Annotated in this window: 20 protein-coding genes and 1 riboswitch; of the genes, 9 read left to right on the forward strand and 11 right to left on the reverse strand. The window is 72.0% G+C overall.

The features are described from left to right. Both thiS and thiO read right to left on the reverse strand, forming a co-directional pair. The gene (gene thiS / locus OU416_RS30020) at positions 1-201 is read right to left on the reverse strand and encodes a sulfur carrier protein ThiS (RefSeq protein ID WP_270930402.1); all 201 of its coding nucleotides are present in this window, start codon (positions 199-201) and stop codon (positions 1-3) included. Next, the gene (gene thiO / locus OU416_RS30025; protein ID WP_270930429.1) at positions 189-1307 is read right to left on the reverse strand and encodes a glycine oxidase ThiO; all 1119 of its coding nucleotides are present in this window, start codon (positions 1305-1307) and stop codon (positions 189-191) included. The genes thiS and thiO overlap by 13 nt, the downstream gene beginning before the upstream one ends. Beyond that, positions 1307-1412: riboswitch (TPP riboswitch) on the reverse strand. Its footprint overlaps the gene before it by 1 nt. A 172-nt stretch (positions 1413-1584) precedes the next feature. Between thiO and thiE the strand changes: the two genes are divergently transcribed. Then, on the forward strand, positions 1585-2256 hold the full coding sequence (gene thiE / locus OU416_RS30030) for a thiamine phosphate synthase (protein ID WP_270930403.1): 672 nt from the start codon (positions 1585-1587) through the stop codon (positions 2254-2256). Positions 2257-2351: 95 nt separating this feature from the next. Here the strand turns inward: thiE and OU416_RS30035 are convergent, their stop codons facing one another. The 3 genes from OU416_RS30035 to OU416_RS30045 all read right to left on the reverse strand — a co-directional run bounded on the left by OU416_RS30035 (position 2352) and on the right by OU416_RS30045 (position 5609). Next, positions 2352-3476, reverse strand: a complete 1125-nt coding sequence (locus OU416_RS30035; RefSeq protein WP_270930404.1) for a S1 family peptidase — start codon at positions 3474-3476, stop codon at positions 2352-2354. A 325-nt stretch (positions 3477-3801) separates the two neighbouring features. After that, positions 3802-4737, reverse strand: coding sequence for a hypothetical protein (locus tag OU416_RS30040; protein WP_270930405.1), 936 nt, complete (start codon positions 4735-4737; stop codon positions 3802-3804). Positions 4738-4853: 116 nt separating this feature from the next. After that, the gene (locus tag OU416_RS30045) at positions 4854-5609 is read right to left on the reverse strand and encodes a GntR family transcriptional regulator (protein ID WP_093357796.1); all 756 of its coding nucleotides are present in this window, start codon (positions 5607-5609) and stop codon (positions 4854-4856) included. 287 nt (positions 5610-5896) lie between these two features. On the opposite strand from OU416_RS30045, the gene OU416_RS30050 reads away from it, so the two are divergent. From OU416_RS30050 to OU416_RS30065, 4 genes are all read left to right on the forward strand, one after another. Next, on the forward strand, positions 5897-7165 hold the full coding sequence (locus tag OU416_RS30050) for an extracellular solute-binding protein (RefSeq protein WP_270930406.1): 1269 nt from the start codon (positions 5897-5899) through the stop codon (positions 7163-7165). 66 nt (positions 7166-7231) lie between these two features. After that, positions 7232-8092, forward strand: coding sequence for a carbohydrate ABC transporter permease (locus tag OU416_RS30055; RefSeq protein WP_270930407.1), 861 nt, complete (start codon positions 7232-7234; stop codon positions 8090-8092). Continuing rightward, positions 8089-8910: a carbohydrate ABC transporter permease gene (locus OU416_RS30060; protein ID WP_270930408.1), complete on the forward strand. Its 822-nt coding sequence runs from the start codon at positions 8089-8091 to the stop codon at positions 8908-8910. Before OU416_RS30055 ends, OU416_RS30060 begins: the two co-directional genes overlap by 4 nt. Before the next feature lie 132 nt (positions 8911-9042). Beyond that, a complete protein-coding gene (locus OU416_RS30065) occupies positions 9043-10083 on the forward strand; it encodes an SIS domain-containing protein (RefSeq protein WP_270930409.1) in 1041 nt (346 codons plus the stop codon). Between the two features lie 332 nt (positions 10084-10415). Here OU416_RS30065 and OU416_RS30070 read toward each other — a convergent pair whose 3' ends face one another. Further along, entirely contained in the window at positions 10416-11258 is an 843-nt protein-coding gene (locus OU416_RS30070) for an amidohydrolase family protein (protein WP_270930410.1), read from the reverse strand. Between the two features lie 621 nt (positions 11259-11879). Here OU416_RS30070 and OU416_RS30075 point away from each other — a divergent pair. Continuing rightward, a complete protein-coding gene (locus OU416_RS30075; RefSeq protein ID WP_270930411.1) occupies positions 11880-12833 on the forward strand; it encodes an N-acetylglucosamine kinase in 954 nt (317 codons plus the stop codon). 9 nt (positions 12834-12842) lie between these two features. Here the strand turns inward: OU416_RS30075 and dapA are convergent, their stop codons facing one another. After that, positions 12843-13688: a 4-hydroxy-tetrahydrodipicolinate synthase gene (gene dapA / locus OU416_RS30080; RefSeq protein WP_270930412.1), complete on the reverse strand. Its 846-nt coding sequence runs from the start codon at positions 13686-13688 to the stop codon at positions 12843-12845. Positions 13689-13719: 31 nt separating this feature from the next. After that, positions 13720-14397, reverse strand: coding sequence for a DUF3159 domain-containing protein (locus tag OU416_RS30085; protein WP_270930413.1), 678 nt, complete (start codon positions 14395-14397; stop codon positions 13720-13722). 169 nt (positions 14398-14566) lie between these two features. On the opposite strand from OU416_RS30085, the gene OU416_RS30090 reads away from it, so the two are divergent. Beyond that, positions 14567-15163 carry a dihydrofolate reductase family protein gene (locus tag OU416_RS30090; RefSeq protein WP_270930414.1) on the forward strand — a complete coding sequence of 199 codons (597 nt, stop codon included), beginning with the start codon at positions 14567-14569 and terminating at the stop codon, positions 15161-15163. A 40-nt stretch (positions 15164-15203) separates the two neighbouring features. Here the strand turns inward: OU416_RS30090 and OU416_RS30095 are convergent, their stop codons facing one another. Both OU416_RS30095 and OU416_RS30100 read right to left on the reverse strand, forming a co-directional pair. Continuing rightward, complete coding sequence (locus OU416_RS30095) at positions 15204-15938, reverse strand: ESX secretion-associated protein EspG (protein ID WP_270930415.1); 735 nt, start codon at positions 15936-15938, stop codon at positions 15204-15206. A 307-nt stretch (positions 15939-16245) separates the two neighbouring features. After that, positions 16246-18135 (reverse strand): hypothetical protein, encoded by a 1890-nt coding sequence (locus OU416_RS30100; protein ID WP_270930416.1) that lies wholly within the window; start codon positions 18133-18135, stop codon positions 16246-16248. A 539-nt stretch (positions 18136-18674) separates the two neighbouring features. Here OU416_RS30100 and OU416_RS30105 point away from each other — a divergent pair. After that, on the forward strand, positions 18675-19469 hold the full coding sequence (locus OU416_RS30105; RefSeq protein ID WP_270930417.1) for an SGNH/GDSL hydrolase family protein: 795 nt from the start codon (positions 18675-18677) through the stop codon (positions 19467-19469). A 396-nt stretch (positions 19470-19865) separates the two neighbouring features. Here OU416_RS30105 and OU416_RS30110 read toward each other — a convergent pair whose 3' ends face one another. After that, a complete protein-coding gene (locus OU416_RS30110; RefSeq protein WP_270930418.1) occupies positions 19866-22691 on the reverse strand; it encodes an AfsR/SARP family transcriptional regulator in 2826 nt (941 codons plus the stop codon). A gap of 306 nt (positions 22692-22997) precedes the next feature. On the opposite strand from OU416_RS30110, the gene OU416_RS30115 reads away from it, so the two are divergent. Beyond that, positions 22998-24032, forward strand: coding sequence for an ADP-ribosylglycohydrolase family protein (locus OU416_RS30115; protein ID WP_270930419.1), 1035 nt, complete (start codon positions 22998-23000; stop codon positions 24030-24032). Positions 24033-24084: the final 52 nt, after the last annotated feature.

The following is a 24084-nucleotide window of genomic DNA, read 5'->3' on the forward strand; positions in this document are numbered from 1 at the left end:
TCATCCTCCTTGCACTGCGGTGAGGACCTCGACAGCGGCACCGGGCCGCAGCTCGGTCGCGGGCCAGCTGCTGCGGGGCACCACCGCTCCGTCCACGGCCACCGCCACGCCTCGTTCGGGAACCCCGAACTCGGCGAGCACCGCGGCGAGCCCGGCACCGTCGGCTATCTGCTTCCGTTCCCCGTTGATCACGACGTGCACTGCTGTCCTCCCCATCGGTTCGGATCGCTGGCCTTGATCAGCGCGTCCGGTTCGTCGCCGCGCAGCAGCGCGAGCACCGCGTCCGCGGTCACCGGAGCGAGCAGGAACCCGCCGCGGTGGTGCGCGGTGGCGGTCAGCACGCCGGGCTCCAGCCAGCCGAGCACCGGCAGGTTGTCGTCGGTGCTCGGGCGCAGCCCGGCCCTGGCCTCGACCAGCTGGTACTCCGCGATGCCCGGCATCACCTGCTCGGCGTCGGCGATCAGGTCGCGCACGCCGCCCAGGGTGACCTCGGTGTCGAAGCCGACCTCGTGCTGGGTGGCGCCGAGTACCAGTCCCCCGTCGTCGCGCGGCACCAGGTAGACCGGCCGGCCGTGCACCGGCCCGCGGACGGTGCGGCTCGGCGGCGGCAGCGCGGTGGCCCGCGTTCGCAGCCGCAGGATCTCGCCCTTGACGGGCCGGATCCGGCCGCGCAGCGCGGGGTGCAGCGCACCGGAGTGCGCGCCCGCGGCGATCACCGCCACATCGCAGTCCACAGTGGAATCTTCGAGCTCCACCGCGCCCGGACGGACGGTTCTCGCCGTCGCCGCGACGAATTCCACCCCGGCCGCCGTCGCCGCCGCGCGCAACGCGGCCAGCGCCGAGCGGTTGTCGACCGCGAGATCTCCCGGAACTTCGAGCCCGCCGCGCACCGCGGGCCCCAACGACGGTTCGAGCCGCCGCACCTCGCGGCCGGAAAGCCTGGTCACGGTGCGGCCCTGGCGGGACAGGTAACCGGCCAGCTCGTCGAGCTCGGCGCGGTCGGCGCTGTCCACGCCCACCACCAACGTGCCCTCGCGGCGCAGCCCGGACGGCAGCCCGGACGCGCGGCTGAGCTCGTCGGCGAAGGCGGGCCACCGCTCCAGCGACGCGCTGCCCAGCTCCAGCAGCTCCTCCTCGCCGGGCCAGGCCTCGGCGATCGGCGCCAGCATGCCGCCGGCCACGAAGGACGCGCCGGACGCCGGTTCCGGATCGACCAGCTGCACGCGGTGCCCGGCAGCTGCTGCGCGCCAGGCGACGGACATCCCGATCACCCCGCCGCCGACCACGACGACGTGTGCGGTACCCAATTCAGACACTCCACGCTCCCTGCGCCGGCATGACCCGGATCAGGTTCGACGGTCGGGGCCAACGCCCCCTCTCAGCCCGGTGACCGGGCTCCCGTGCTCACCGCCTTACACCGTACCTGCCGACATCGCCGACTCCGAGCCCCCGGTTCATCCGCGCAGCGGATTCCGCTTGCTGCCACCGCGACGACCACCGCATGAGCTGTCGCAGGCGCACAGCACGCCCGCACCGCCACGCAAGACGAGTAGCGGCCAATCGTCTGGAGTTACCCTGTGGGACATGCCTGGAATGGACGGCTTCGGCATTCGCGCCCGCCTCAACGAGGCGCGGCTCTACCTGTGCACCGACGCGCGCGCGGAGCGCGGTGATCTCGCGGAGTTCGTGGACGCCGCGCTCGCCGGCGGGGTGGACATCGTGCAGCTGCGCGACAAGCAGCCCGGCGGCGCGCCGCTGGAAGCGCGCCACGAGCTGGCGGCGCTGGAGGTGCTGGCCGAGGCGTGCGTCCGGCACGGCGCTCTGCTGGCGGTCAACGACCGCGCCGACGTCGCGCTCGCTGCCGAGGCGGACATCCTGCACCTGGGCCAGGACGACCTGCCGGTGGAGATCGCGCGGCGCATCGTCGGCGATCAGATCGCGATCGGCCGCTCCACGCACGACGTGGTGCAGGCCGACGCCGCGGCGGCCGAGCCGGGCGTGGACTACTTCTGCACCGGCCCGGTGTGGACGACGCCGACCAAGCCGGGCCGCGCGGCGGCCGGGCTCGACCTGGTCCAGCACGCGGCGGAGCACCGCGGCCACGGCCGCCCGTGGTTCGCCATCGGCGGCATCGGCCCGGAGAACCTCGACGACGCGCTCAAGGCGGGCGCCGAGCGCGTCGTGGTGGTCCGCGCGATCACCGAGGCCGAGGACCCGCGAGCAGCGGCCCGCGAACTCCGCGACCGCCTCCCCTGATCGGGGCCTGCGTCAATTTCGTACGAAATTGACCGCCTCCCCTGACGCGACGCGGCCCCCGGTGGAGTGCCGGGGGCCGCGTGGGGAGACGGGTGTTACTGGGTGAGCAGGGTCAGGCCGTAGGTCTGCAGGATCGGGTTCACCGGCTGGTAGTAGGTCGTGCCGCCGGAGCTGCAGTTGCCCGAGCCGCCCGAGGTCACGCCCTGGGCCTGGTCGTTCGTGATGAACGAGCCGCCGGAGTCACCCGGCTCGGCGCAGGCGCTGGTGCGGGTCAAGCCGGTCACCGTGCCCTGCGGGTACTGGACGGACTGGTTCTTGGCCTCCAGCGTGCCGCACTGCCAGCCCGTGGTCGAACCCGAGCGGCAGATCGACGAGCCCTCGGACGCCTCGGTCGAGCCCGCGACGCCGATGGTGCTGCCGTCGTACTTGTTCACCAGCGGTTCCGGGGTGTCGGAGCTGACGCTCACCCAGGCGTAGTCGTTGCCCGGGAAGGTCGAGCCCTCGAAGCGCCCGGTGGGCTGGGAGGTGGTCGCACCGGTCTGGCCGCAGTGGCCCGCGGTGACGAAACCGCCCTGCACGGAGAAGCCGACCGAACAGCGGCTGCCGCTGCCGATGTAGTAGGCGTTGCCGCCGATCACGGCGTAGGTCTGCGGGTTCTCCAGGGATTCGACGACGCGCACGGCCTCGCTGAGGACGCCGGTGGCCTGCACGAACTGGGTCGCCAGCGCCGCCGAGCCGGGCCGGGTGGTGACGACGACCGAGTTCTCGCTGGCCTTGTGGTACCAGCCCGAGACCGCCTTCGGGGCGTCGGCGCTGCGCGCGTTGAGGCCCGCGATGACGGCGTCGAGCTGCTCGGCGCTGAAGTCGGCCAGCCGCGGCACCGCGCCCGCCGCGCGCACCTCGTCGAAGCGCGCCTGGTCGGTGACCAGCACGACGAGCTTGCCCTGCTGGGCGTCGAAGTACGAGCCGCCGTACGCGCCGCCCAAGGTCCGGCTCAGGGTCTGCTCCACCCTGGCGGCCTCGGCCTCCTGGTCGAACCGCTGCAGCGCCTGCTCCCGGGTCAGGCCTAGGTCGCGCTGCATGGCGTCGAGCTGGCTCGTCGCCGCCGGGGTCTCCGGCGGAACGGATCCGGTAGCGGTCGCCGGCATCGTGAGGGCGGCTACCGTTCCCGCTGCCAGCATCACGGACCCGGCCAACCGGGCCGCGAGTCTGCGCTTCATCTGTTGTCTCCCTCTGTGTGAGCTGGATCTCTTCAGCCCCCGTCGCGGTGCCAGTATCAGAGGACAACTCCGGTCCCACATCCACCTTTTGCCTCAGCAAGCGCAAAAACGGCCTGATCGAGGTAGTGCGGCGGCCGTTCGCAGCACTCGCGGATTGGGCCGCCGGGCAGCCCGGGCTGCCACTTTCAGCGGTGGACTCGGAGCGGAAAATGTGAAGGCCGCTCACAAAAAGCGAAGTGCCAGCCCTGCCCAGGACCAATCGGGCATTCCGGATTCGGAAGCTCGATGGCCGCGGGCAGAACTGGCACTGTGCACAGCCGGCGGATCACTCCGGCCGGAGCTGCTCCTGGAACCGCTCCGTCGGCGGCGTCGGCTGGTTCGGCTCCTGCGTGCGCGTCGGCTGCTGGGTCGGCGTCTGCTCCGTCGACGTCGGCTGCGTCGGCTGCTGGCTCGGCTGCGGGTTCTCCGGCGTCGGCTGCTGGGTGGGCTCCTGCGTCGGCCGGACCTCGGTGGTCGGCACCGGTTCGCGGGTCGGGGCCTGCGTCGGCTTCTCGACCTCGCCGGCGGGCGGCGCCACCTCCTCGCGGGGCTCTCGGTCCAGCACCTGGCCGAGCGTGGTGCCGCTCTCGCCACCGGACAGCGGACGCCCGGTGATGCCCTCGAAACCGGTGACGACCAGCATGCTCAGCACGAACGCGACCGCGCAGCTGGCCGCCGCCATCGCCCAGCGCATCCTCCGCTTGCGCCGGTCGACCGGCGGCGACACCGGCGCTTCGGCCTTCTCCGCGGCCAGCAGCCTGGCCGACTCGTCGATCTTCCTGGTGCCCTCGGAATCGACGACCTGCTCACCGCCGGGCCAGTGCATCCCGGACTCGACGCGGATCCGCCGGGTCACCTCCGGCGACAGCAGTCGCGTCGACTCGTCCTGCGCCTTCGCCGCGCCGCGGGCCTCCGTCGCCAGCTGGCGGGCGTGGGCGCGCGTGGCGCGCTTGGCCTTCACCGCGGCGTGCAGCGCCTTGTCCTTGGCGCTCTCGAACGAGCGCTGGTACAGCGCGCCGCCGACGGTGATGATCACGCTGGTCATGGCGGCACCGATGACGGTGCCCGCCACCCCGAGCTTGGACCCCAGGAACGCCGCCGTCACCGACGCGGTGGCCGCCCCCGCGACCTGCGCCGGCTTGATCTCGATCTTCTTGGACTTCTCCTCGCCCGAGTCCTTCTCGTCCGGCTCGTCCTGCGGATCCTCTTTCTGCCTGACCATGGCTCCCACGCACTTCGAACGCACTCTCTCCAGAACGGAAAACGGGCGAAGTCGCGGCTTTTCTCCTGATCAGCGCGTTTCGTGAGTACTCCCACTCCGCGTAACGCGGCGGTGGATCAGCTCGGTGGGTTGAGGCGGGCGACGAACTTGTAGCGGTCGCCTCGGTAGATCGAGCGCACCCACTCCACCGGGCGGCCCTCGGTGTCGAAGGAGTGCCGGGACAGCAGCAGCATCGGCAGGCCCACCTCGGAGCCCAGCAGCTCGGCCTCCTCCGGGCTGGCCAGCGCGGTCTCTATCGTCTCCTCGGCGTGCCCCAGCTCGACCTCGAAGTTCTCCCGCAGCACCTGGTACAGCGAGCCGCCGGACTCCAGCCTGCCGGTCAGGCCGCGGAACCGGCTCAGCGGCAGGTGGGTGGTCTCGATGGCCATCGGCTCACCGTCGGCCAGCCGCAACCGGCGCAGCCGCAGCACGGTGGCGCTGGGCCGGGTGTCCAGCAGGGCGGCCAGCTCCGGGTCGGCGGGCTCCTCGACGACCTCCAGCAGGCGCGAGGTGGGCTGCCTGCCGTGCGCGCGCATGTCCTCGGTGTAGCTGCTCAGCTGCAACCGCTGGGCGACCTTCGGCTTGGCCGCGAAGGTGCCCTTGCCCTGCACCCGCAGCAGCCGGCCCTCCACCGTCAGCTCGGCCAGCGCCTGGCGCACGGTGGTGCGGGAGACGTCGAACTCGGCGGCCAGCGACCGCTCGGTGGGGATCGGCGACCCCGGCGGCAGCGAGCGGAGCATGTCCAGCAGATGTTGCTTGAGCCCCCAGTACTTCGGTTCGCGTTGCGCGCGCCCCGATGAGTCCGCCCCGCCGGACACGGACGTTTCGAGCATCGTTCCTCCTACCGACACAACCTTGCCACCCCAGAAGCGCCGTGGTCGCCGCCTCGCCGAAGTCGTCCAGACCTCTTCAGCATGCCCGAACCGGACGGCGCGGCGAGCACCGTCGCCACATCCGGGCCGGACGGCGATCGACTCCCGAAGCTCAAGCCAGCCTTATGCGTGGGTGAACAGTAACCCCGCGAACCCTTGACATCGGGTGTGCGGCACCACAATCCTCTTCGCATTGGTCTACACCAAAAGCTTGCAACTCCGCACTGCGGCGGAGGAAGGGGCGAACATTGAAGGCCTGGAAAGCGCTCGCGGCCACGGCCGCGCTGTCGTTGACGTTAGCCGGATGCGGTGGGGGACCCGGCGCCAGCGACAACACCCTGACGGTCTGGCTGATGGACGGCTCCGCGGAGGACGCGCTGATCAGCGAGCTCAACGCCGAGTTCGAGCAGACCCACCCGGGCATGAAGGTGGACTACCAGATCCAGCAGTGGAACGGCATCCAGGACCGCCTGACCACCGCGCTGGCCAGCGACGACCCACCGGACGTGATCGAGCTCGGGAACAGCCAGAACCCGCAGTTCTCCGCCGAGGGCACGCTGCTCGACCTGACCGCCGACGCCGAAGCGCTGAACAAGTCGCAGTGGGTCCCGGCGCTGGGCGAGTCCGGCGCCTGGGAGGGCAAGCAGTACGGCGTGCCGTTCTACGCCGCCAACCGCGTGGTCGTCTACAACAAGGAGCTGTTCGACAAGGCGGGCATCACCCAGATGCCGACCAACCGCGAGGAACTGCTGGGCGTCATCGCCAAGCTGCAGCAGACCCACGGCTCGGACCCCGAGTTCCAGTCGATCTACCTGCCCGGCCAGTCCTGGTACGCGTTCCTGTCGTTCATCTGGGACTCCGGCGGTGAGCTCGCGGTGCAGGAGGGCCCGAACTACCAGGGCGCGCTGGACACCGAGCAGGCCCGCGACGGCATCGCGTACTACCAGCAGCTGGTCAAGGACTCGGCCACCAAGGCCCCGGCCGACACCGACGAGGCGGAGCCGCAGCAGGCCGAGGTCTACGCCAAGGGCAAGACCGCGATGATGATCGCGCTGCCCTGGGAGGTGCAGACCGCCGCCGAGCAGAACCCGCGGATCGCCGAGATCTCCAGCGCCTTCCCGATCCCGTCGAAGTTCCCGGGCAAGACCGCGCCGGTGTTCCTCGGCGGCTCGAACCTGGCGATCCCGGCCGGCAGCGCCGACGCCGTGGCCGCCAAGGACTACCTGAAGCTGCTGACCAGCCAGAAGTACCAGACCAAGATCGCTGAGAGCGGCGTGGTGCCGGGCGCTTCGCAGGACACCAGCGCGCTGGAGGCCAACCCGGTCAGCGCCGCCATGGCGATCGCGTCCAAGAACGGCAAGGTGCCGCCCGCCGTTCCGCAGTGGGCCGCCGTCGAGTCCGGGCAGAACCCGCTGAAGGACATGATGACGGCGATCCTGACCGGCCAGAAGACCATCGTGGAAGCCACGGTGGAGGCCAACGACAAGATCGACAAGCTGCTGGCGGCGAAGAACTGATCATGACCGCCACGCACACCCGCCCGGCGCCGCCCCCGGATATCGGTTTCCCTGCCCTACCTGCTGATGGCACCCGCGGTGCTGGCCCTGGTCGTGCTGCTCGGCTGGCCCGCGGTGAACGTGATCATCACCAGCTTCCGCAAGCTCGACCTCGGTGAGCTCACCCGCGGCGAGGTCGTCTGGGCTGGCTTCGACAACTACGCGCAGATCCTCACCGGGACCGACTTCTGGGTCATCGCGCTGCGGACCGTGGTGTTCACCGCCGCCATGGTCGGCGCCACGGTCGTCATCGCGCTGCTGCTCGCGCTGCTGATGCACCACATCCCGGTGGTGCCGCGGGTGGTGCTGCAGATCAGCCTGCTGCTGGCCTGGGCCATGCCGCAGCTGGCCGCGACGACGGTGTTCCAGTGGATCTTCGACCAGCAGTTCGGGATCCTGAACAAGACCCTGGTGCTGCTGGGCTTCGACTCCTTCGAAGGCGCCTCCTGGTTCTCCAGCGGCACCAGCACGCTCACCGTGGTCGGCATCCTGATCGTCTGGCAGGCCGTGCCGTTCGTGGCGATGACGCTCTACGCCGCGCTGCTCAGCGTGCCGAAGGACCTGTACGAGTCGGCCGGGATCGACGGCGCGAACGGCTGGCAGACCTTCTCCTCGATCACCTGGCCGCACCTGAAGCCGGTGCTGATGATCGTGACGTTCCTGTCGATCCTGTGGGACTTCAAGGTGTTCTCGCAGGTGTGGGCGGTCCGCGAGGGCGGCCCGAACGGGGAGAGCACCACGCTGCCGGTGCTGCAGTACCTGGAGGGCATCGCGGGCAAGCACTTCGGCGTGGCCGCCGCCGTCAGCGTGCTGATGGTCGTCGTGCTCGTCGTCGTCTGCGCCCAGTACCTGCGCCTGCTGCTGCGGTCCCAGGAGGGAGAGCTGTGACGATCCGCCGAATCGGGCTGTCCGCGCTGGCCGTGGCCATCGCGCTGGTGTTCGCGTTCCCGACCTACTGGATGTTCACCAGCTCGATCAAGCCGCGCGGCGAGGTGCTGTCCACGTCCTACGACCTGGTGCCCAGCGCGGTCACGCTGGAGAACTACACGACCGCGCTGTTCGGCTCGGACTTCCTGCGCTACCTGGGCAACAGCCTGCTGGTCACGCTCACCGCGGTGGCGTGCTCGCTGGTCGCGGGCACCCTGGCGGCGCTGGCGATGAGCCGGTTCCGGTTCCGCGGGCGCAAGGGCTTCCTGATGCTCGTGCTGGTCGCCCAGATGGTGCCGTTCGAGGCGCTGATGGTGCCGATGTTCCTGTTCATGCGGGACCTCGGGCTGCTCAACAAGCTGCCCGCGCTGATCCTGGTGTACTGGATCACCACGCTGCCGTTCACCATCTGGTCGCTGCGCGGGTTCATCGACGGGATCCCGATCGACCTGGAGGAGGCCGCCATGGTGGACGGCTGCAGCCGGGCCGAGGCGTTCCGCCGGGTCACGCTGCCGCTGCTGGGCCCCGGCCTGGTGGCGACCTCGGTGTTCGCCTTCATCACCGCGTGGAACGAGTTCCTGTACGCGCTGGTGCTGATGCGCTCCGAGGACCTGCAGACGCTGCCGGTGTTCCTGAAGACCTTCCAGACCGCGTTCGGCACCGACTGGGGCGCGACGATGGCGTCGGCCACCCTGTTCACGCTGCCGGTGCTGGTGTTCTTCCTGATCGTGCAGCGCAAGATGGTCTCCGGCATCACCGCCGGCGCCGTCAAGGGCTGATCAGTCTTCGGCCGCCTCGTCGAGCTGGGATTCCGGCTCGGCGAGGCGGCCGTCTTCGTTTCGGGCGAAGATTGAGCCCCGGGGCCGTTCCCGAGTACGATTGGTCTAGACCTCAATCGAAGGGATGGGCCGATGACCGCCACCCACGGCCAGCACATGGCCGACGAGATCCGCCAGCAGCCCGCGATCTTCGCCGACCTGCTGGCCACCCGGGACGCGATCGCCGAGGTCGCGGCGACCGTCGCGCAGCGCCGCCCGCGCTTCGCGCTGCTCGCCGCGCGCGGCTCCAGCGACCACGCCGCCCTCTACGCGAAGTACCTGGTCGAGACCCTGCTGCAGCTGCCCGCCGGGCTGGCCTCGCCGTCCACCACCACGCTCTTCGGCGCGCAGCCGGACCTGACCGACGTGCTGCTGATCTCGGTGAGCCAGAGCGGTGGATCGCCGGACCTGCTGGAGGTCACCGAGTCCGCCCGCAAGCAGGGCGCGCTGACCGTCGCGGTCACCAACACCGCCGACTCGCCGCTGAACTCGGCCGCCGAGCTGTCGGTGGACGTCCGCGCGGGCCGCGAGACGGCCGTCGCGGCGACCAAGACCTACGGCGCCACCCTGCTGGCGCTCTACCTGCTGATCGACGCGGTGCGCGGCGGCACCGGCGAGCAGGCGGCGAAGCTGCCGGAGCTGGCCGAAGCGACCCTCGCGGACGGCAAGGGCGCCGTCGACGAGGCAGTCGGCCGCTACCGCTTCCTGGAGCGGATGGTCACCACCGCGCGCGGCTACTCGCTGGCCACGGCCCACGAAGCGGCCCTGAAGCTGGCCGAGACCAGCTACCTGTCGGCCCGCTCCTACAGCGGTGCGGACCTCCTGCACGGCCCGGTCGCGGCGGTCGACGCGGACACCGCGGTGCTCGCCCTGGCCAGCCAGGGCATCGGCGGCACGGCGATGCGCGAGCCGCTGGAAGCGGTGGCCCAGCGCGGCGCGGACATCTGCGCGATCGGCTCGGCGGCCGCGGACGTCCCGGCCACCCACCGGATCCCGGTCCCGGCCTGCGCGGAGGAGCTGGCGCCGGTCCTGGAGATCCTCCCGGTCCAGCAGCTGGCCCTCGGCCTGGCGCTCGCCCGCGGCTTCGACCCGGACAACCCCCGAGGCCTCAACAAGGTCACCCGAACCCGCTGACCGATCCGCTGCGGGGCCTGCTGCCGACGGTGGCGGGCCCCAGGTTCAGCGCACCATTTCACCAGGTCAAAACCCGTGAGTGTTTTGTGGTGCCATAGCCCCGCAAAGCACTCACGGACCATGGCGACCGACCGTTCCCCACCACCGAAGCAGGGGCAGCGCGCCGCGCTCGGGAACCGGCCGACCGCGCCGCTGCGCAGGGTGCGGGAGCTGGGAAAACCCAAGAAGAGCCCGCCTCACCGAGGGGGCGGGGTGGGGCGGGCATCGCCAGGTTACGCCGAACGGAGCAGGCCGCACACGTCGGGGCTCGGGGCGGACAGAGGACAAAGTCCTCAGATGTCGTAGACCTCTCGGGCGTTCGCGTCGAACACCGCCGCGCGGCGGCGGTCGTCCAGACCCGACGTCAGCTGCTTGGCCAGGTCGATGACCTGGCCGTACTCCGCCGCCAGCAGGCACACCGGCCAGTCGGAGCCGAACATCAGGCGGCGCGGCCCGAAGGCCTCCAGCACCACGTCCGCGTAGGGCTGCAGGCTCACCGGATCAGGTTGCCGCGCCCAGTCGTCCTCGGTGACCAGACCGGACAGCTTGCACACCACGTTCGAGTGAGCCGCCAGGGCGCGGATCCGGTCCGCCCACGGTTGCAGCTCGCCGCTGGCCACCGGCGGTTTCGCGCAGTGGTCGAGCACGAAGGTCAGCTGCGGGAACTGGCCTGCCGCCTTGACGGCGGCGGGCAGCTGGTCGGTGCGGACCAGCAGCTCGTAGACCAGCCCGGCGTCCTCCACCGCGGCCAGCCCGTTGAGCACGTCCGGCCGGATCAGCCAGTCCGGGTCGGGTTCGCCCTCCACCTGGTGGCGGATGCCCTTCAGCCAGCGACCGGAGGGGTGGGTCTGCAACCGGCCGATGCGTTCGCGCACGTCGCGGGCGGTCAGGTCGACCCAGCCGACGACCGCCGCGATGCGGTCCACCGAGTCGGCCAGCACCAGCATCTCGGGAGTCTCGTCCGGGTCGGAGACGGTCTGCACCAGCACCGTGGCGTCCACCCCGCTGCCCTTCAGCGCGGCCTGCAGGTCGGCTGGCCGGAAGTCGCGGCGCAGCGGTTCCATCTCGGCCCCGGTGATCCACGGCTGATCGCGGACGTCGAGGTCCCACAGGTGGTGGTGGGTGTCGACGGTCACTGATCCGCCTCTCCGGGATTTTCAGTGGTGGTCGCGTCCGGGATCGATCTCACGTTTGGCGGTTTCTTGTGGCTGGGTTGCATCACGGTCCCCTGAGGTGCGGTTGAGCAGGACTCGGCACAAGGGCGTCAACGGCCCTCCTCGCAGTCCCGCCTCTCCGCGATTTTCAGTGGTGCTTGCGTCCAGGAGTGATCTTGCGTTTTGGGGGTTTCTTGTGGCTGGGTTGCATCACGGTCCCCTGAGGTGCGGTTGAGCAGGACTCCAGTTGACATAAGGGGTGTCATCGGTCTTCCTCGCAGTCCCGCCTCTCCGCGATTTTCAGTGGTGCTTGCGTCCAGGAGTGATCTTGCGTTTTGGCGGTTTCTTGTGGCTGGGTTGCATCACGGTCCCCTGAGGTGCGGTTGAGCAGGACTCCAGTTGACATAAGGGGTGTCATCGGCCTTCCTCGTCCACTTCGGATGGTTCAGGCTGAGCGAGGTCGGCCATGGTGCTGCTCCCGGGGTGATCGCGCAAACGACTCGATGTATAGCCGTTTCCGAACGCGGAATCCAGCGATTGGCGAGAACAGTCATGTTCGAACTTCTTGTCGTGCGCAGGGCCTGGAACGCGTAGAAATGGCGCATGCCCGACGCAGCAGCGGTGGTTCTCGGTATGGACGTCGGCGGGACCAGCAGCCGCGCCCTGATCAGCGACTTGTCCGGCAGCGTGCTGGGCGTCGGCGACGCCGCGGGCGGCAACCCGAACTCGCACCCGGCCGACGAGGCGGTGCGGCAGATCGCGACCGCCACCCGGGCCGCCCTGCGCGACGTCGAACCGGCGCGGGTGCGGGCCGCGGTGATCGGGATGGCCGGGGTCAGCAAGATGGCCGATCCGCTGTTCCGCGAGCTGTTCGAGCGGGAGTGGGCGCGGTTGGGCCTGAGCTGCGAGCTGAGCGCGATCAGCGACTGCGAGGTGGCCTTCGCCGCCGGAACGCCGGAACCGAGCGGCACGGTGCTGATCGCGGGCACCGGGGCGATCGCGGCCCGCATCGACCAGCACCGGCTGACCGGGGTCGCCGGTGGCTACGGCTGGCTGCTCGGCGACGAGGGCTCGGCCTACTGGCTCGGCCGCGAAGCCGTCCGCGCCACGCTCGGCGCGCTGGACCGCGGTGAGCAGCTGCACGGCCTCACCGCGGCTGTCCGCGAGGCGCTCCTGCCCGGCGATCCGGACGCTGGGCGCAAGCAGCTGATCACCGCGGTGAACGCGGCACCGCCGATCCGGCTCGCCGAGCTCGCCCCGCTGGTCACCAAGGCCTCGGACCCGGTGGCGGCGGAGATCGTCGAGCGCGCGGCGCGGGTGCTCGTCGACACCGCGGCGCAGACCCGCACGCCCGACGACGACACCCCGATCGTCCTGGCAGGCGGCCTGGTGGCCCCGGAGAACCCGCTCGGCAAAGCACTCCGGACGGAACTCGCTTCCCGGGACTTCCCCGCTCCGCACACGGCAGGCCCCGGAGCGGCGGGCGCGGCCTGGCTGGCGGCCCTCGACCTCACCCCGGACCCGGCGACCCTGCACACCCGCCTGCTCCCCGCCTGAAATCGCCGCTCAGCGGAGGAGACCGGTGTCGGCGAGGGCCTTGCTGATCACTTCCAGTTCCGCCTCGTCGGCTTCGACCAGCGGCAGCCGGAGGCCGCCCACCCGGTGGCCCAGCAGGTTCAGCGCCGCCTTGACCGGGATCGGGTTCGTCGTCACCCCCATGGCCGCGTACAGCGGCTTGAGCGAGGCGTCGATCTCCGCCCGGTTCTCCGGCTCGTCGACCATCCGGCGCATCTGCTCGCCCGCCACGTGGCTGGCCACCAGGATGCCGCCGCAGCCGCCGAGGTCGAGCGCGCGGGCGAAGCCGTCGTCGTTGCCCGCGTACAGCCCGAGGCCGTCGACCTGGGCGAGGGCGGCGTTGTCCGCCTGCTTGACGTAGTCGATGTGCTCGACCTGGGCGAGCTCGGCGAGCAGGTCGTGCTCCAGCGCCAGCTCGATCCGCGACGGCACGTTGTAGAGCACCACCGGCTTCGCGGTGGCCCGCGCGATCTCGGTGAAGTGGCGGACCAGCCCGCGCCGGTTGGGGCGGTTGTAGTACGGGGTCACCGACAGCACCGCGTCAGCGCCGAGCTCGACCGCTCGCGCGCTCATCTCGCAGGCGTGCGCCGTGTCGTTCGAGCCGGTGGAGGCGATCACCGCGGCCCCGGCGGGCCGCTCCGAGCAGGCGAGCTCGATCAGCCGCAGGTGCTCCTCGGCGGTGAGCGTCGGCGCCTCACCGGTGGTCCCGCAGACCACCACGCCGTCCGAGCCGTGGTCGAGCAGGTACCGGAACAGGGACAGGAAGGCCGCTTCGTCGACGCGCTGCTGCTCGTCGAACGGGGTGACGATCGCGGTGATCACGCTGCCGAGAGACATGAGCGCATTCTGCGCGCGCCGCCTCGGGCTGTCACTCCGGGGTACCGGCCACCCGCGGATGCCGCAGGCCCGGGTGCTGCGCGGGCAGCGACCGGCGCACGACCCACCAGCTGCCCGCCACGCACACCGCGACCAGCGGCCAGGTCAGCACCACCTGCGAGACCGTCAGCGGACCGATCGCGTCGAGCAGCCAGAGCGGGATGAACACCGCCAGCCGCACCACGTACTGCCCGACCCACACCCAGCTGGCCCGGCTGTACGCGCGCAGGAGGTCCGGGTCCTGGCGCCACCGCCGCGCCTGCCCGAGCGCCGTGCCGACCACGACGCCCAGCAGCGGCCAGCGGATCGCGATGCTGGTCATCCAGGCGAGCGCGCTGAGCGCGTTGGTCACCAGGCGGGGCAGGAAGAAGTCCACCGCGTCCCCGGTGTACAGCGCGATGAGCGCGCCGAGCGCGACGGCCAGCAGGCTGATCAGCACCGCCAGCGGGCGAGCCCGCTGCGACAGCCGCCAGCCCGCGAGCACCGCGCCCACCACCACCGCCACCAGGCCCCCGATGGCGATCGACTCGCCGCTGAGGAACCACCCGAGGCCGAAGGCGACGGGCGGCAGCATCGCATCGATCGCGCTGCCCCAACCGCCGAGCAAGCGCATGAACGAATCGCGGTCGTCCGAGTGCTCGGCGATCTCCGCCTGCCGGTCCTGCGTCACGCCCCCCAGCCTGCCCTAAGGGTTGCCTTCCTCGCACCCACCCGTGTCGCGAACCTCTTTCCGCGCTGGTCCGGAACTCGTTCCGGGACGAGTGTCGGATCGGGCGGGTCGCGTTCGTAGGAGGGGTGAAGCCCGCCCGCTGGAGGCGGCGCGAGGAGAGGAGAGCACCATGAGCACCACCTTCACCGTCGACTTCTTCTGCAGCGTGGACGGCTACGGCTCGGCCGTGAACTGGCCCGGGTACTGGGGCAAGGAGGGCCCCGAGGTCCGCGAGGACCGGGTGCGCACCTTCGCGCAGGACCAGGTGCTCGTCTTCGGCGCGACGACGTTCCGGCTGTTCCGGGAGTTCGTGGTCGAGTACGACGAGCCCTACTACGCCCGCATGAACGAGCTGCCGAAGATCGTGTTCTCCAGCACGCTCGAAGAGCCGCTCGGCTGGCAGAACTCGACGGTCCTCGACGAGGACGCGGTGGCGGCGATCGAGCGGCTGAAGCGCACCACGGACGTCCCGATGCGGTCGCACGGCAGCATCTCGCTGAACCGGGCTCTGCTCGCCGCGGGGCTCGTCGACCGCCTCGAGATCATGATGTTCCCCGCCGTCACGGGCCGCGCAGGCCGGGAGGCGCTCCTCCACGGCGGGGCCGAGCTCGACCTGGAGCTCGTCGAGTCGACCGTGCTCGACGGCCGGACGCAGAAGCTCGTCTACGTCCCGCACCTCCACGGGGAGGTCCCGGAGGGCGTCGGGCCGCGGCGCCGGACGGCATGACGTGGCGGTGCCCCGGGGACCGGTCTCCGGGGCACCGGCCTCAGATGTGGTTCCGGCGGGTCCGGTCGAGGAGGGCGGCCAGCTGACCGGCGATGGAGCGCTTGTCCGCCGGGCGGCAGGTCACCACGTCCTGGCCTTCGGCGCGTTCGCCCTGCAGGGCGTAGCGGCCCTGGTCGTTGTCGAACCAGATCAGGTTCGGCAGTCGCGGACCGCTGCGGCGGTCGCCGCTGACCACGAAGTGGCCGAGCCGGAACTTCTGGCGCGAGGTGATCGCGCGCAGCTCCGCCAGGCCCTCTATGCCGGCGTCCGACGGGTGCCCGTTGCTGCGGTCGGCCACCGCGCGCACCGCGTCCCCGGCTCCCAGCGGGGCGTCGGGCAGCAGGTCGGCGCAGGCCCGCGGCAGGACGTCCGGGGCCAGGAAGCTCATCCGCAGGCCGCGGCCGTCGAGCACGCCGACGACCCCGACCTCACCGGTCGCCACCACCCGCGCCGCCAGCCGGTGCCCGGCGCGCACGTCGAGCAGCCCGGCCGCCGCGATCGACACCTCCGAGCTGCACAGCAGGTAGAGCGCGTCCTCGACCTCCGGCTCCGGGCGGCCGTTGCGGGCCAGCCCGGTGGACTCCAGCTCCTGCCAGACCTGCTGCACCAGCCGGTTGCGGTCCTCGCCCAGCTCGGCGAGCCGGGGCAGCTCGAACGGGTACTGCCGCACGGTGAGGTTCAGCTGCTCACCGAGCAGGTCGACCGCGGGGATCGACAGGTTGATCGTCTCGACCATCGCACGCTCTTTTCGAGGTCTGGGTGCAGCGGCCGGTGCCGAACCGGCACCGGCCGTGCCCGCGCTAGGCGGTTGATGCCGTTTCTTCGGGCCGCAGCCGCGAGGCGTATCGCAACAACGGCATGAGCTGCCGCAAGCGCGCAGCGCTTGACCCACCCACGCAACTCGCACCGCCGCGGGTTCTCAGGGGCTTCCTGGCGAGGACGGCCCAGCCGCCGTGTATTGGACGCTGGGCACCCGCAGTCCAGGGAGCCCCTGAGGTTCCGCCACCCGCACCGCCACGCAGCACGAGTCTGGAATTGATCATCTAGAAGTCCCGGTAGCTCGATGACGACTCGCCGAGCACCGGCGGCGCCACCAACCGGCCTTCGCCGTCGTCCTCGTCGAAGAGCTCGTCGGCTTCGATCAGGAACTGCGGTACGACGTTGCGGCCGTCCTCGCCCGGCTTGTAGCCGGAGCCGACCTGCAGGTCGTCGTCGCTGCGGCGTTCTTCCTTGAAGTCGTCGGCCGACCACGTGGTGTTCCGGCCGTAACCGGCGCGCGCGGACGAACCCGCCAGCGCACCCGCCGAGCCCATCGGGCCGAACCCGCCGTCGGCGCGCTGCGCGAACTTCGGCGCCCGGGCGGGCACCGGACGCGGCGGCGCGGGCTGCGGCGGCTCCGGCCGAGGTGGTTCCGGCTGCCGCGGCGGCTCCGCGCGCGGCGGAGCGGGCTGCGGCGGGCGGGCCGGTGGCCGAGCGCTCTCCGGAGGCGGGGGCGGAGGCCCCGGGGCGACCGGCGGACGCGGCGGCGGACCGCCCAGGGCGGGACCGCCCGTCGGCGGAGACGGCGGCCCCTGCGGAGCAGGGACGTGCGGCGGCTCGGCCGGCGGAGGCGGACCCGCGAGGCGCGGAGCCTCGGGCGGCAGCGGACGGCCCGGAGGGCCGTCGTGCGGAGCCTCGTGCCGCGGCGGGGCCGCGGGGATCGGGCCGCTCGGCGGACCGGCGTCGGGCCGCGGCGGCGGGCCGTCGTGCGGCGGCACGTCCAGCGGCCCCGAGGGAGGGCCCTCGCGCCGCGGCGGACCGGGCTGCACGTGCGGATCGGCTTCGTGCCGCCCCGGACCGTCCGGACCGAGCTGACCGAAGGGACCGCTCGGCGGACCATCAGGACCCGGCTGACCGAAGGGACCGCTCGGCGGGCCGTCGAGGCCAGGCTGGTTGAACGCACCGCTCGGCGGGCCGTCGTGCTGCGGCAGCTCAGCCGGCGCCGGCGGCGGACCATCCGGCCCCGGCTGACCGAACGCACCGCTCGGCGGGCCCACCGGCGGCGGACCGTCGGGGCGCGGGCGCTGGTTGTCGTGCCGCCGCGGCGGACCGTCGTGTCCGATCGGCGGCAGCTCGTTCGGGCCGGGCATCGGGCCCGGCTGGCCGAAAGCACCGCTCGCCGGGCCATCCGGTCCGGCCTGCGGGATCGGCTCGATCAACCCCGGCACCGGGCCGTCCTGGCCGAACGGGCCGCTCGGCGGCCGCACCGGCGGCGGACCGTCGGGCCCGCCTTCGCGGCGCGGTGGCGGGCCGTCGATCAGGCCCAGGTCGTCGGGGCGGGCCGGAGCCGGGAGCGGTCCGCTCGGCGGATCTTCGCGGCGCGGCGGTGGTGCGTCCGGCAGGCCGGGCTCGGCGCGCGGGGCGTCCAGCGGTCCGGCCTGGGAGATCGATCCGCTCGGCGGGCCGAGCGGCGGTTCCGGGAGCAGCGAGCCCGCGAGCTGGCCTTCGGCCACCAGGGAGCCGCTCATGCCGCTGGACCGCGGTGCCGGTTCGGGCAGCTCACCGTCCAGGGATCCGGAGAACTCGGGCTCCGGCGAACCACCGAGGTCGCCGGACAGCGTCGACGCCGCGGCGGCCGACGGCTTGGGCCGGTCCGGCGCCGGGCGGGTGGCTTGGAGCAGCCTGCGCTGCTCCTGCTCGAAGCGCTCCGGCAGCTGTTCGGCGCGCTGCCAGAACGCGAACGGGTGCGGTTCGCCGGTCATTGCCGCGAACTCCGCGCGCAGATCGAAGCGCATCGGGCGCGGCGCGGGCCGGGCACCGCCCTGCCCGCTCGGCGGCGCTTCGCCCAGCGAACCGCGCGCCGGCGGTTCCGGGCGGCGCCTGCCGGGGCCGGCCTGCTGCGCGTCGAAGCCCGCTGGCCCCGGCGCGGACGCCGGATTCTGCGGTGACGTCACGATTCCCCCAGGTGCTTGGGACGGTCGAAGCGCCGCACGGCATCCGGAGCGGTCCGGACGTCGGGCGCACTGGAATCGACGCGGTGGAGCATTCCGTCGTTCCCCGCTCAACCCGCCGCGATGGCGCGCGCAGGCGTGCGGCGGTGCGCTTGCCCGAGCGCACGTGCTTTCACCTGCGTAGATGCCGACATCACGGGCCCCCTCGTTGCTTCTGTTACCGCCGAAGGACAGTAGCAGCTGAGGTTCACCCGTACTGGTGTTTCCAGGAACAGCCACCCAGTTGCCGCCGCGAGCAGCCAAAAGCCCCGCACGACAAGGGAAAGCAGCTGCCCGGGATCCGGCGCGGACCAGGCCGGAGAGCGGTCGGCCCCGGCACTTCGGGTTGCCGGAAATCGAAGCGCGCAAATCGCCCAGAAAAACTAGACTAGTCAGTGCCGTTAATCACGAAGGCCGAACCGACGGTGGCGTAGGTAGGGATTCGAGCGCCAATGTTGTTCCCGGACCGCGTCGGCGGGAGGAATCACCAGGAAGGACATCGCATGGCATCGCAGCGCAGCGTCGACTCGGCACGCTGGGACAGCTTCGTCGCGCTGGGAGACAGCTTCACCGAAGGCCTGGCGGACGCCGGGCCGGACGGGGCGTTCCGGGGCTGGGCGGACCGGCTCGCCGAACACCTCGCCGCGGGCAACCCGGACCTGCGCTACGCCAACCTGGCCGTGCGCGGCAAGCTCGTCCGCGAGATCGCCGACGACCAGGTGCCCAAGGCGATCGCCCTGCGACCGTCGCTGGTCGCGTTCACCGCGGGCGGAAACAACATCATCCGCCCCGGCAGCGACCCGGACGCCGTGGCGCAGATCTTCGAGAACGCGGTCGCCGAGCTGCGCGCCGCGGGCATCGACGTGCTGATCGGCACCGGTTTCGACACCGCGGCCACGCCCGTCCTGCGGCACGTCCGCGGCAAGGTCGGCACCTACAACTCGCACCTGCGGGCCATCGCCGACCGGCACGGCTGCTACGTGCTGGACCTGTGGTCGATGCGCGTGCTGCAGGACTCGCGGGCCTGGAGCGAGGACCGGCTGCACCTGTCGGCCGAAGGACACCGCCGGGTCGCGCTGCGCGCCTGCGAGGCGCTGGGCGTGCCGACGGACGAGGACTGGGGCGAGGAGTGGCCGACCGCGCCGGACACCTCGTGGCGGGACCAGCGAGCCCAGGACATCCGGTGGGCCCGTGAGTACTTGGCGCCGTGGATCAGCCGACGGCTGCGCGGGGTGTCCAGCGGAGACGGCCGCGAGCCCAAGCGCCCGAAGCTGGAGAAGCTGACCGCCGCGAAGTGAGCACTTCGAAGCATGGTCGGCGCCATCCGCACCGCCACGCAGAATGAGCCTGGAAACCGCGTGAAAAGGACGAAGTGCGGACCTTCGGCTTTCACCCCGTCGGCCGAAAGCCCGCACTCACCCCCATCGTCCATCCGGGAGGCGCCCCGAATGCTTTCCGCCCCCCTAGCGGCCGCCCCGATCGACCACGCAGGAACGATCGGGGCGGCCGGGCGACAATCCCCCCTTGGACTCCCCCCAGAGCCGCCCTTAGTGCGAATCCCGCACGGCTGGATCCGCACTGGACACAAGTTCCCAGCGGGGACTACACACCCGCTAAACGCTCGCTAAACGCTGATCCACCGGTCCCGGGGCGCGCTGCGGCCACCGCCATCGCAGCAGGTCGCGGCCGAATGTTCAAGCGGACTCGGCCAACGCGTTCAGCCGTTCCCCGACTTCGGCCGCCCGCGGCGAGCCCTCCGCCTCGAAGATCGCCAGCGCCGTCTCCCACCTGGTCCGGGTCACCGCCAGGTCGCCGCGGCAGCGGGCCGCATCGCCCAGCCCCAGGTAGGCCGATGCCTGGCGCATCGCCGAACCGCACTTCAGCGCCACCTCCAGCGCCTCGTGGTGGTAGCTCTCGCCCTCGTCGAGCCTGCCGAGCTCGATGCAGACCTCGCCGCAGTTGTTCAGCACCATCGCCAGCGTGTCCAGGTCGTCGGCGGCCCGGTACAGCGCTTCGGCCTCGCGCAGGTGCGCCAGCGCCTCCTCCCGCTCGCCGTTGACCTGCTCGACCATCGCGAGGTTGTTCAGCGCCCCGGCCTCGAAGTAGCTGTCGCCGAGCGAGCGGTAGACCCGCAGCGCGTCCTGGCAGTGCGCCTTGGCCTCGTCGTAGCGCTTCAGCCGGAACAGCACGCTGGCCATGTTGATCTGCGTCATCGCCCGCCGCGACGCGTCGTCGTTGGCCACCGCGACCCGGTAGGACTCCTCGTAGTGCGCCAGCGCCTCGTCCAGCTGGCCGGACCGCGAGTGCGCCACGCCCAGCCCGGCCGACATCAGCACCTTGCCCGTCGGGTCGTCCACCGCGCGCGCCGAGTCGAGTCCGTCGGTGTAGACGCGGATCCAGTCCTCCCACGGGCAGCGCACCATCAGGTAGTTGAACTGGAGGCGGGCCAGCCGCCAGGCCAGCTCGTGCATGCCCCGCGCGTTGGCGGTGCGGACCGCGGCGACCAGGTTCGGCCACTCGGCGTCGAACCAGTCCAGCGCCTGCGCGCGGTCGTGGATCTCCGGCGGCCGGGTGCCCTCGGCGAAGTTCAGCTCGTCGCGCGTCGGGCGCAGGAAGCGGCGCGCGTGGTCGGCGATGACCAGGTAGTGGTTCAGCAGCCTGGGCAGCGCACCGCTGTCGTCGGATTCGGCCAGCAGGTCCCGCGCGTACACCCGCAGCAGGTCGTGCATGCCGAAGCGGTCCGGCTCCGGCTCGACGACGAGGTGCGCCAGCGCCAGCGCCCGCAGCCTGCGCAGCGCGCTGGCCGGATCGGTGTCGCACAGCGCCGCCACCGCATCCGCGGTGAAGGTGTGGCCGGGCACCAGGCCGAGCAGCCGGAAGGTCTCGGCGTGCACCGGGTGCAGGCTCCGGTAGGAGATGTCGAAGGCGCGGCGCACGCTGGTGTCCGCGTCGTCGTCGATGTCCAGCGCGTGCAGGCGGTTCCGCTCGTCGGTGAGCTCGTGCACCAGGTCCGACACGCCGCGCGCCGGGTTCGCGGCCAGTCGCGCGGCGGCGATCCGCAACGCCAGCGGCAGGCCGCCGCACAGGGCCGCCAGCTCGGCCGCGGCGACCGGCTCGGACGCCGACTTGCCGGGCACGCCGGCGCGGTCGAGCAGCTCGATCGCGGACTCGGTGGGCAGCGTCTCCAGCGGCAGCACCGTCGCGCCGCTGCGCACCACCAGCCCGTCCAGCCGCCGCCTGCTGGTCACCAGCACCAGGGATTCGGCGCTGCCCGGCAGCAGCGGGCGGACCTGCTCGGAGTCGCGCGCGTTGTCCAGCAGCACCAGCACCCGCCGCTTGGCCAGCAGCGACCGGTACAGCGCGGCGCGGTCGTCCAGCTCCACCGGGATCGCCTCGGCGGCCACGCCGAGCGCCTTCAACATGCTGGTCAGCGCCTCGCCGGGGCTCAGCGGCTCGCGCTCGGAGTGGTAGCCGCGCAGCGAGGCGTAGAGCTGGCCGTCGGGGAACTCCTGCTCGACGCGGTGCGCCCAGGTCAGCGCGAGCGCGCTCTTGCCGACGCCGGCGATCCCGGTGAGCACCGCGAGCCGGCTGGAGCCGCGTTCCCGCTCGGCGAGCAGCCGGTCCAGCTCGGCGAGTTCGCGGCGGCGGCCGACGAAGCCCGCCGGAGCGGGCGGCAGTTCGGCCGGGATGGGGCGCTTGATGCCGAGCGCCGGTTCCGGCCGCCGCGGCGAGCTGCGCAGCGCCGGGTCGTCGCGGAGCACCTGCTCGTAGAGCTCCCGCAGCGCGGGGCCGGGGTCGAGCCCGAGCTCGTCGGAGAGCCTGCGGCGCAGCTCGTGGTACCGGGCCTGCGCTTCGGCGCGGTGCCCGGCGCGGTAGCTGGCGAGCATCAGCTGCCCGGTCAGCCGCTCGCGCAGCGGATGCCGGTCGACGAGCGTGGACAGCTCCAGCAGCAGCTGGTGGTGGCGGTCCAGGTCCAGGTCGGCGTCGATGCGCTCCTCCAGCGCGAGCAGCCGCAGCTCGTCCAGGTTCGGCGCCACCATCCCGTAGAGGCGGCTGCTGGAGATGTCGGCCAGCACCGGGCCGCGCCAGAGCGTCAGCGCCTCGGCCAGCACCCGCGACCGCTCGGCCGGGTCGAGGCCGTGCGCGCGGTTGATCAGGGCGCGGGCGCGGTGCGCGTCGATCCGCTCGGCGTCGACGCGCAGCAGGTAGCCGGGCGGGCGGGTGACGATCTCGGTGCCGCCCGGTTCGCCTTCGCCGAAGAGCTTGCGCAGCCGGGAGACGTAGCCCTGGATGATGGTGCGGGCGCTGGCCGGCGGATCGTGCTCCCAGATCGTGTCGATCAGCCGGTCCATGGACACGATCTGGTTCGGTTCGAGCAGCAGGCAGGTGAGCAGGGCGCGGACCTGGCTGCTGCCCAGCGGGCGCGAGGCGCCGTCCACGAGCACTTCCAGCGGACCGAGAACGCGGAACTCGAATCCCGCGATCGGTGCTCCGCTCGGTCTGTCGTGCGGCGCCATCATCCCCTAATCCGATTCTCGCTCATGTTTTGTTGAGCCTTCAGACAGTCTCGACCAAGGTCCACACCGAGTCCACCACCCCCGGCGAACCCCACCCCAGGGCCGACACACCGTAACGAGCGGGCGTCGCGGGCAGCCGGAATGCCGAGCCGCACTCACTCCAATGGAGGAATGCACGGTTCGTCCCGGATGCAGTGCGCGACGACCCGCCGTTGCCGGTGAACGTCTCCCCGGGCGGCGAACACGCCAAGTAAAGTCGGGACCCGTCGATCACCCGTACGAGGACACTGTGGAAGGAGAGCCCGACCCGTGCGCAAACCATCCACAGTGGTCGATCGCGCGGTCGCCTGCCTGCTCGGCGGGGCTCTGGGCGACGCCCTCGGCAGCCCGGTCGAATACGCGCAGCTGGACGACATCCGGGCCGAGTTCGGCCAGGCAGGAGTGGCCGAACCGCCGCCGCAGGCGCTGCTCGGGGACGCCACCCAGCTGGCCCTGTTCACCGGCGAGGGTTACCTGCACGCCTGGACCACCGGTAACAACGGCGGTCCGTGGCGCCCGGTCGAGTCGACGGCGGCCGCTTACCGACGGTGGTTGATCACTCAGCAGGAGGACAAGCCGCAGCCCGGCGCCACCGGCCTGCTCGCCGAGCCCGAGCTGTACGCCAGCCGGGCTCCCGGCCTGACCAGCCTCCGCGCGCTCCAGGAGGCCGAGCTCGGCACCCCGGACCGGCCGCGCAACAGCTCGAAGGGCTGCGGCGGGGTCGACCGCAGCGCGCCGCTCGGCCTGGCCCCGACCGCCGAGATGGCCTACCAGCTGGCCTGCCAGTGCGCCGCGCTCACCCACGGCGGCGTCGGCGGCTGGGCATCGGCCGGAGCGCTGGCGCTGATCGTGCACCTGGTCGCGGTCCAGGACCGCAAGCTGCCCGCGGCCGTCGACCAGGCCGCCGGGCGCGTCCTGCGCGAGGACGCCGAGACCGCGAACGCGCTGGCCGAAGCGGCCACCCTGGCCCGGCTCGGCGCCAGCGTCGGCCACGTCGAACGCCTGGGACAGGGCTGGATCGGCCCGGAATCGCTGGCCATCGGCGTCTACTGCGCGCTGGCCATGCCGAAACCGGAGCAGTTCGCCGACGCCCTGCGCCTCGCGGCGAACCACTCCGGGAACAGCGACTCGACCGCGGCGGTGACCGGCAGCATCCTCGGCGCCCGCCACGGCACGGCGGTCCTGCCCCGCCCCTGGCTGGGCCGCCTGGAGCTGGCGGACGTGATCGAGCGCATCGGCCACGACCTGGGCGCCTCCTGCTCCGGCGACCAGTTCAACGAACGCCGCTACCTCGGCATCGCCTGACCGTCACCCGGGGAGTGGTCAATTTCGCGCGAAATTGTCCACACCCCCGGGG

The organism is Saccharopolyspora indica, assembly GCF_027853965.1.
Classification (GTDB): Bacteria; Actinomycetota; Actinomycetes; order Mycobacteriales; family Pseudonocardiaceae; genus Saccharopolyspora; species Saccharopolyspora indica.